At 70.6% G+C, this 8,408-nt stretch carries 8 protein-coding genes and 1 tRNA gene; 2 read left to right on the top strand and 7 right to left on the bottom strand.

Annotated features, from left to right (window positions below; all coding sequences use genetic code 11):
* Nucleotides 1-451: ALF repeat-containing protein (locus ACFCZ1_RS31705; RefSeq protein ID WP_376681721.1), on the top strand; the 451-nt coding region annotated here is incomplete at its 5' end.
* Between the two features lie 48 nt (nt 452-499).
* Here ACFCZ1_RS31705 and ACFCZ1_RS31700 read toward each other — a convergent pair.
* From ACFCZ1_RS31700 to ACFCZ1_RS31685, 4 genes are all read right to left on the bottom strand, one after another.
* A complete protein-coding gene (locus ACFCZ1_RS31700; protein WP_376681720.1) occupies nt 500-688 on the bottom strand; it encodes a DUF397 domain-containing protein in 189 nt (62 codons plus the stop codon).
* Nucleotides 648-1,436 carry a helix-turn-helix transcriptional regulator gene (locus ACFCZ1_RS31695; protein ID WP_376681719.1) on the bottom strand — a complete coding sequence of 263 codons (789 nt, stop codon included), beginning with the start codon at nt 1,434-1,436 and terminating at the stop codon, nt 648-650. The genes ACFCZ1_RS31700 and ACFCZ1_RS31695 overlap by 41 nt, the downstream gene beginning before the upstream one ends.
* Nucleotides 1,437-1,650: 214 nt before the next feature.
* On the bottom strand, nt 1,651-3,357 hold the full coding sequence (locus ACFCZ1_RS31690; RefSeq protein WP_376681718.1) for a glycosyl hydrolase family 18 protein: 1,707 nt from the start codon (nt 3,355-3,357) through the stop codon (nt 1,651-1,653).
* A 254-nt stretch (nt 3,358-3,611) separates the two neighbouring features.
* Nucleotides 3,612-4,745 carry an LLM class flavin-dependent oxidoreductase gene (locus tag ACFCZ1_RS31685; protein ID WP_376681717.1) on the bottom strand — a complete coding sequence of 378 codons (1,134 nt, stop codon included), beginning with the start codon at nt 4,743-4,745 and terminating at the stop codon, nt 3,612-3,614.
* 261 nt (nt 4,746-5,006) lie between these two features.
* Between ACFCZ1_RS31685 and ACFCZ1_RS31680 the strand changes: the two genes are divergently transcribed.
* On the top strand, nt 5,007-5,765 hold the full coding sequence (locus ACFCZ1_RS31680) for an IclR family transcriptional regulator C-terminal domain-containing protein (RefSeq protein WP_362391974.1): 759 nt from the start codon (nt 5,007-5,009) through the stop codon (nt 5,763-5,765).
* 108 nt (nt 5,766-5,873) lie between these two features.
* Here ACFCZ1_RS31680 and ACFCZ1_RS31675 read toward each other — a convergent pair.
* From ACFCZ1_RS31675 to ACFCZ1_RS31665, 3 genes are all read right to left on the bottom strand, one after another.
* A tRNA-Lys gene (locus tag ACFCZ1_RS31675) sits at nt 5,874-5,947 on the bottom strand.
* 64 nt (nt 5,948-6,011) lie between these two features.
* A complete protein-coding gene (locus ACFCZ1_RS31670) occupies nt 6,012-7,739 on the bottom strand; it encodes an AMP-binding protein (RefSeq protein WP_376681716.1) in 1,728 nt (575 codons plus the stop codon).
* A gap of 26 nt (nt 7,740-7,765) precedes the next feature.
* Nucleotides 7,766-8,359 (bottom strand): lytic polysaccharide monooxygenase, encoded by a 594-nt coding sequence (locus ACFCZ1_RS31665; RefSeq protein ID WP_376681747.1) that lies wholly within the window; start codon nt 8,357-8,359, stop codon nt 7,766-7,768.
* Between the last annotated feature and the right edge of the window lie 49 nt (nt 8,360-8,408).

Below are 8,408 nucleotides of genomic sequence, written 5' to 3'. Positions count from 1 at the left end.
CGCGAAGGCCCAGGACGAGGACAACAAGGTCACCATCCTCAAAGTCCTGTTCGCCAACCCGTCCACCGGCAAGGCCGTCATCCGCGAAGCCAACGCAGCCCTGAACGGCACCCCCGAGGACCGCGTGGCCTTCCTGACCACCGGCCTCGCGAAGGCCCAGGACGAGGACAACAAGGTCACCATCCTCAAAGTCCTGTTCGCCAACCCGTCCACCGGCAAGGCCGTCATCCGCGAAGCCAACGCGGCCCTGAACGGCACCCCGGCCGACCGGACCGCCTTCCTGAAGACCGGCCTGCGCCTCGCCCAGGCCGAGGACGACCGCGTGTCCGTCGTCCGGATCCTGGCCCGCCCCGGCATCAGCGACGCGCTGCGCGCGGCGGCCGAGAAGGCGCTGAACGGCACGCCGGAGGAGCTGCGGCACTTCCTCACGGTCGGCCAGTACCAGGTCTGACCCCGGTGCGGCAGCCCCCGCCGAGGGGGCTGCCGCTCCGGCGTACGGTCACAGGCTCCGGACGAACGCGCCGAACGCCTCGGGCGCCACCGTGAAGACCGGCCCGTCGGGGTTCTTGGAGTCGCGGACGGCGACGAGGCAGGGCTGGGCGGCCACCTCGACGCAATCGCCGCCGGTGTTGCCGCTGTAGCTGGACTTACGCCACAGCATGCCGGTCAGGTCCTGGCTGCTCCCCATAACGCTCCTCCATTACCTGCGCGATCAACACCGCCGAGTCCTCTACAGACAGTGCGGCGGCCTGCAAGTGAGCGTAACGAAGGGCGGCTTCCCTGACTGTGTCGGGGTTGGCCGTCATGTGGCCCGAGATGAGGTCTTCCGTGTAGACGATGTCCGGATCATTGGCGAAGCGCAATCCGTTGAACGACCCGATCAGGCCAGCGTGTTCACCGGCCGCGCACGGCAGCACCTGGATCTGGACCCACCGGTGGTCATGAAAGCTCAGCAAGTGGGCGAGTTGCGCCCGCATCACCTGACGACCGCCTATCGGCCGGCGCAGCACCCCCTCGTCGAGCACCACCCAGACCATCGGCGACTTCTCGCGGTGCAGGATGCGATGACGTTCCATTCGAGCTGCGACCAACTCATCCAGCCGTTCGGGCAATCCGGTCGTCAGCACCGCCCGCGCGTACGCCTCCGTCTGGAGGAGTCCGTACACCACCTGCGACTGATAGGTGGAGATGTACGTCGCCCGGGCCTCCATCTCCGCATACGCCTGGAACCACGTCGGCAGGACGCTCCGCAGGACCAGGCCCACCAGGCGGGAGAAGTGCCCGTCCGTGCCCAGTGCCGCGTCCACCCGTTCCGAGAAGTCCCGGGTCGGTACCCGCCGACCGTTCTCGATCATGCCGATCAGGGAGCCCGTGCAGAAGATGATCGCGCCCAGTTCCGCCTGCTTCAGGCCCGCCTCCTCCCTCAGCCGGCGCAACTCATAGCTGTAGTAGTCCAGCGGCGAGTGGGATCGATGTCACGGGCCTGGACCATGAGACGGCACCCCCAAGCGGAGAACGAGCTAGTGGCCGAGAGTAGCGACGTCGACACGTACCGATGTCGGGAATCCGGCAACCATGTGACACACCTCCGCCCCGCACCCTTGGTCTGAGGGTGCGGGGCAGGGCGTCGCTCGGCGCGGGGTGGGGGGATCAGCAGGCGCCGAGGTCCTTCCAGACACCCCATTCACCGGTGGTGCCCGGCGTCTCGTTCTGCGTCCACCACTGGGCCTTGTACTTGCGCCCGTTGTGGGAGACCTCGTTGCCCGCGGTGTAGACGGTGCCCGCGACGTACGCCGGGGTCGAACCGCAGCCGCTCGGCGGGGTGGTCGTCGGCGTGGCGGTCGGGGTCGCCGTCGGAGTCGACGTGGGCGTGGGAGTGGGAGTGGGCGTGACCGGCGGCTGCGTGCTGCCGCCGAGGGCGTCCGAGATCTGGTTCAGCAGCGTGGTGTTGGCGTCCAGGCCGAGCAGGGAGTACATCATCGCGCCGGCCAGGCCGCGCTGCTTGCCGTAGTCGACGCGGGCCTGGACGGACCGCTGGTTCAGGCCGGTGAAGAACTCGCCGTCCTTGTAGAAGTACGAGGCCTTGGCCTGGTCGTCCCAGAAGGTCGTCGCCGGGTTGTCGACGATCCCGCCGAGTTCCTTGTACAGCGCGATGCCGGCCTGCTGGCTGGTGGGCCGGGCGCCGGAGGCGCCGGTGGCGGGCTGGGCGAGGCCGTTGGTGGTGCCCGCCGGAACGCCCTTCCAGCCGCGGTAGTAGAACTCGTAGCCAAGGGTCAGCTTGTTGGCGGGGAAGCCGCCCGCGATGCCGTAGGCCGGGTTGCCGTCGATCCAGGAGTCGATCGCGTTGTCGATGCTGTACTTCTCGGTGCCCGGCGCGATCGGGTCGGTGGGGTCGGCCGCGGAGGGCTGGAGCGGCGACTGGTGGTAGGCCGGCCCGTCGCCGTCCCAGGCGCCGTGCATGTCGTACGTCATGATGTTGGCGTAGTCGAGGTACGAGCCGATCTTGTCGGTCTCGATGTACTTGATCTTGTCCTGGCCGGCCGGGAGGGCCGCGGTCAGCAGGTACTTCTTGCCGCCGTTGGCCGCGCCGTAGGCGTCGAGCTGGGTACGGAACTCCTTCAGCAGGAGCGTGTAGTTGGCCTTGTCCTCGGGGCCGTAGTTGTTGCCCAGGTGGCCGCCGGAGGAGCCGGGGTACTCCCAGTCGATGTCGATGCCGTCGAAGATCCCCGCCGCCGTGCCCGCGCCGCCGTAGCCGCCCTCGACCGGCAGGTCGCCCTTGATGTACTGGTCGATGCAGGAGGAGACGAACTTCTTGCGGCTGGCGTCGGTGAGCGCCGCGTTGTGGAAGTACTTCGAGTACGTCCAGCCGCCCAGGGAGATGTTGATCTTCAGGTGCGGGTACTTGGCCTTCAGCTGCTTGAACTGGTTGAAGACGCCGACGATCGGCTGGTTCCAGGTGTCGGCGGCGCCACTGACGCTGTCGGCCGCGCTGAAGGACTTCTGGTAGTCGGCGTAGGAGTCGCCCGCGCCGTCACCGGCGTTCGGGTTGTTGTCGTCGCCCGCCGCCTTGTTCGCCTCGAAACAGGTGAGGTCGGTGGGGTGGATGTTGCCGAACGAGTAATTGATGACGTCCAGCTTGCCCGCTATGCCGCGCGTGTCGAGGTGCTTGGGATAGAAGGCGTTCCCGTACACGCTCCACTGGTCGTAGTACGCGATCTTCACGCCGCCGGCACTCACGGCGGCGGAGGCGGCGGCGTCGGCGGCCTGGGCGGTACCGAGTCCGGTGAAGGAGGCGAGCGTTGCGGCTGCCAGCGCGGCCGTGGCGGCGGCCGCGATGAGAGGTTTACGAATGTGCATGAACTGCCTCCGGGGGGTGGGAGGGGAGAGCGTCGGCTTCGGGTGAGAGAAGAGATAGCGATCACCGCACGCCCCAGTCAATGGTTTGGACCAAAGAAGGACTAGACCACTGAACGGCCAAATGCCCTCGTCAGAGACCTGAACGCACATCAAAAACCGCCCGCCACCCCGAGTGACGAGCGGTTTAAGGGTCCCTTAGGACACGCTCCGGCAAGGTTTCGGCAAGGAACCAGCCACACCCCGTTCGTATGCGCTCAGGCCCGGGCCGAGCCCGCCTCGGGCATCCCGTACGCATCCGCGACGAGCCCGTAGGAGTGCAACCGGGCCGCTCCACTGTGGGCGTTGGCGGTCAGCATCAGCTCGTCCGCGCCCGTCCGCCCGGCCAGTTCGTCGAGCCCGGAGCGGACCTCGTCGGCGGTTCCGTGGACGATGTTCGCGAGCCAGCCGTCCACGAACTCCCGCTCCAGCGGGGAGAAGGGGTACGCCGCCGCTTCTTCGGGCGTCGGGACCAGCCCGGGCCGCCCGCTGCGCAGCCGCAGCATCGACAGCGCGCCGGTGAGCACCTGGGCCCGCGCCTGCGCCTCGGTGTCGGCGGCGAGAGCGGAGACGCCGATGACGGCGTACGGGGCGTCCAGGACGGCCGAGGGCCTGAAGCTCTGCCGGTAGAGGTCGAGCGCGGGCAGGGTGCCGGCCGCCGAGAAGTGGTGGGCGTAGGCGAAGGGCAGGCCCAGTTCTCCGGCGAGGCGGGCACTGAAGCCGGAGGAGCCGAGCAGCCACAGCGGCGGCCGCCCGGCGGGTCCCTGCACCGGACCCGGTACGGCGTGCACGCGGGCGTACGGGTGCCCGTCGGGGAAGTCGTCGTCGAGGAACCGGGTGAGCTCCGCGAGCTGCCGGGGGAACTCCTCCGCGGCCTCGTCGAGGCGCCCGGGCCCGCGCAGCGCGGTGGCCGTGCGGCCGTCGGTGCCGGGAGCCCGGCCGAGCCCGAGGTCGATCCGCCCGGGGGCGAGCGCCTCCAGGGTGCCGAACTGCTCGGCGACGGCCAGCGGGGCGTGGTTGGGCAGCATGACCCCGCCCGAGCCGAGCCGGATGCGGGAGGTGTGCGCGGCGAGGTGGGCCAGGATCACGGCCGGGGAGGAACTGGCGACGCCGGGCATCGAGTGGTGCTCGGCGACCCAGTGGCGGTGGTAGCCGCGGGACTCGGCGAGCCGGGCGATGTCCACGCTGGTGCGCAGCGAGGCGTGGGCGGTACTGCCGGCGCCCACGGTGACGAGGTCCAGGACCGAGAGCGGTACGGGCGCCCGGCCCCGCGCGGTGCCGCGGATCCCGTCGCGGCCGTCCTGCCGGCCGGCGTCCTGGCCGGCGCCCCTGGCGTCCCCGACGTCACTCATCGTCGCTCCCGTCCCGCTTCCGTGTCCGTACGACACCCGTTCGACACCCGTTCGGCGCCGTACGAGGAATGCGAACCACGGGCCTGCGTCCGGCATTCCCGGCACACTGGCGTAACGCCCTTGACCATGGCATATGCCATCGACATAGGCCCTGACAGGGAGACATGATCGAGCCATCAATCTCCCCAACTGGCCCTCCGGACGGCCTTCTTGGTGGCTATCGTGGTAGGGCAAGCGGTAACAACCTGGTAGGGGGAAACCGTGGCGCTGAAGCCCGAGCCGACCGCGCCGTTCCACTCGGTGCAGTACGCACTGCGCGTACTCGAAACGATCGCACGGCACACCGGCGGTGTGACCGACGTGCAGATCGCGCGTGAGACCGGCCTGCCCGCAGTCCATCTCGCCCCGATGCTGCTCATGCTGCGCCGGGAGGGATACGTACTGCAGGTGTCCGACGGCGCCTATGCGATAGGGGATTCCCTGGTCCTGCTCGGCTCCGGCGTCGACCGGCAGCAGGCCCTCACGGACAAGCTCCAGGAGACGCTGGACCGGCTGCGGGACTCGGTCGGCGCGGCCGTCTACATCAGCCGGTACGTGGACGGCGAGGTCAGGATCACGCAGTTCGCGGACAGCCCGCGCACCCCGAAAGTGCATGAATGGGTCGATTTCCGCTCCGCCGCGCACGCCAGCGCGGTCGGCAAGTGCCTGCTGACGCAGCTCGACCTGAACGGGCGGCGCGACCACCTGTCCCGCCACAAGATCGCGCGGCTGACGTCGAAGACGATCGTGAACGAGCGGATCCTGTTCTCCAAGCTGGACGCCCAGCCGGCCACCGTGCCCGTCCTGGACCTGCAGGAGTACGCCGTGGGCACGGTCTGCGCGGCCGTCCCGATCACCGCCGGGGCCTCGGTGGGATGCCTGGCCCTGTCGATGCCGGTCGAACACGCGCACCGGCTGCGGGCCGCGGCGGAGGTGCTGAACCGGAAGGCCGCACCGCTGCTGCTGTCGCTCACGCTGTAGCGCTCCCGGCGCCCCGGGCGCTGCCGGAGTCCCCGCGGCGCGTCGATCGCACGTCCGGAAAACACTTCGGGCGGTTCCCGGTGAACCGGAAACCGCCCGAAGGACAGGTGCGCCGCCAGGGACTCGAACCCCGGACCCGCTGATTAAGAGTCAGCTGCTCTAACCAACTGAGCTAGCGGCGCCTGCTGACAGAGAAAATACTACCTGGTCCTCAGGGGTGCTCAAAACCATCCGCCGCGGGGGTGCCTACCGGCGGTCGAGCAGGCCGAGGCGGCCCTGGGTTTCGTACACCGCCAGGAGCGTGGCGAGGTCGGCCCGGGACAGGGGGCGGTAGCCGCCGGCCGGGGACCGGTACCAGACCTGGTCGGGGCCGGGGGCGCCTCCCCGGAGGTCCCCCCGGCCGGAGTCCGGGGGAGGCGGCTGGGGGAGGAAGCCGGCGCGGCGCAGCGCGACCCGGTGGATCTTGTTCGTCGCCGTGACGGGCATGGCCGCGACCAGGCGCACGTAGCGCGGCGACATCTTCGTGCCCAGGTCCGGCTGCGCGGCCAGGAACGCGGCGAAGGCGTCCGGATCGAAGACCGCGCCCTCCCGGAGGGACAGCGCCGCCATGACCTGGTCACCCGCGACCTCGTCGGGGACCGCGTACACCGCGACCGCCACGGCGTCGGACCAGCGGGCCAGGATGTTCTCGATCACCGCGGCGGCGAGGTTCTCGCTGTCGACGCGGAGGCGGTCGTCCGTGCGGCCCGCGAAGTAGAGGAATCCGTCGGCGTCGCGGAAGAAGAGGTCCCCCGTCCAGTACCAGCCGTCCCGCGTACGGTCGGCCTCCGCGTCGGGATTGCGCCAGTACCCCTCGAACAGGCTGCGGCCCCGGTTGACCAGTTCCCCGATGGCCACGGAGCCGTTCAGCAGGCGGCCGTCCCCGTCCAGCACCGCCGCCGGGCACTCCCCGCCCGTCTCCGGGTCGATCACCGCCAGGTCGTCCCCGTCCCCGGCCCGGCCCAGGGCGCCCGGCGGGGTGTCCGGGGTCTGCTGCACCGACGCGCCGCCCTCGGTGGCGCCGTAGCCCTCCACCAGCCGGACGCCGAAGCGCTCGGCGAAGCGCGCCGCGTCCACCGCCCCGGCCTCGGTGCCGAAGCCGAGCCGCAGGGTGTGCTCGCGGTCGTCGGGGCGGGGCGGGGTGGCCAGCAGGTACTGGACGGCCCGCCCGACGTAGGTGAAGTACGTCGCCCCGTAGGCGCGTACGTCGTCCAGGAACGCGGAGGCCGAGAAGCGCCGGCGCAGCGCCACCGCGGCCCCGCCCGCGAGCGCCGGGAGCCAGTCGGCGATGACGGCGTTGCCATGGAACAGCGGCATGCAGACGTAGTGGACGTCCTCGGGTGCGACCGCGAACCGGCGGGCCAGTGCGGACCCGGCGGCCGCCAGCCGTCCCTGCGTGCAGATGGCGGCCTTGGGGGCGCCGGTGGAGCCGGAGGTGAAGTAGAGGAGCAGCCGGGAGGCCGGGCCGGGGGCGGCGAGCGTCGCCTCGCCCGGCTTGGCGGCCGCGTACGGGGCGAGCAGGGCCGCGTACTCCTCGGTGCCGGTCACCAGGAGCCGCACGCCCGGCAGGTCGAGGCCGCGCAGCAGCGGGAGGTGGGCGCGCTCGGTGACCAGGATCCGGCAGTCGGTGTGGAGGATGTCGCGCGCCAGCTCGGGGCCGCGCCGGGTGGGGTTGATCCCGGCGACGGCGGCCCCCGCGAGGGCCGCCGCACTGAGCCAGAACGGGAACTCGGGGGTGTTGTCCACCAGCAGCCCGAGGTGCGGTTCGGCCCCCGGAGGCATGAGGTCGACGAGGAGCGCGGCGCGCGCGGCCGCCTCCTGGGCGGTCCGGTGGTGGGTGAGGACGCCGTCCTCGTGCTTCAGCCCTGGCCGGTGGTCGCCCCATTGGCGCGCGATGAGTTCCGCGACGGTCTCCGGTGCAGTCGTCGTCCGCATGCCGCCGGAGGTTAGCTGACGTTACGTCAGAACTGAACGTCGGAGCAGGCGTAGAAGGCGTTGGCCGTGTCGTTGACCGTCCAGACGGCCAGGATCATGTGACGGCCGGTCCGGCCGCTCGGCATGGCGCCCTGGTGGACGGTGGTCATGGCGGGCCGGGCGCCGTTGTAGGCGACGGTGAGGAAGGGCTGCGGTTCGAGGTCGGCACGGGTGAGGGCCCTGGTGCCGTCCCAGCCGTTCTTGGTGACGTAGTACTTGAAGTCGGTGGTGGAGTGGTTGGCGGTGAACTGCCAGCGGAAGCCGTAACTCTGCCCGCTGGTCACCCTGGTGGTGGGCCAGGCGCCGCCGCGGGGGTCGTCGAGCTCCGCGAACTGCGGCAGGCCGGCGGAACATATCCTGCCGTCGGCGGGGCCGGCGGCCGGGAATCCCTTGAGGCCCTCGACGCTCTGCGGCTCCCACTGGATGGCGCCGCAGTTCTGGACGGTCTTGTTGGCGCAGAGCTTCTGGCGGCTGATGGGGGTGTCGGTGTAGCCGTGACCGCTGGCGCTGGGGGCGCCGAGGAGGGTGATTCCGGCGACGAGGCCGAGGCCGAGCGCGGCGGCGCCGGCCCGTCCGGGCATGCGGAGGTTACGCATGATGCTCCTTGAACGTGGGGGGAGTTCGGCGAGA

Origin of the sequence: Streptomyces sp. NPDC056224, assembly GCF_042267665.1 — a bacterium.
Classification (GTDB): Bacteria; Actinomycetota; Actinomycetes; order Streptomycetales; family Streptomycetaceae; genus Streptomyces.
This window is presented reverse-complemented; position numbering and strand designations above follow the sequence as displayed.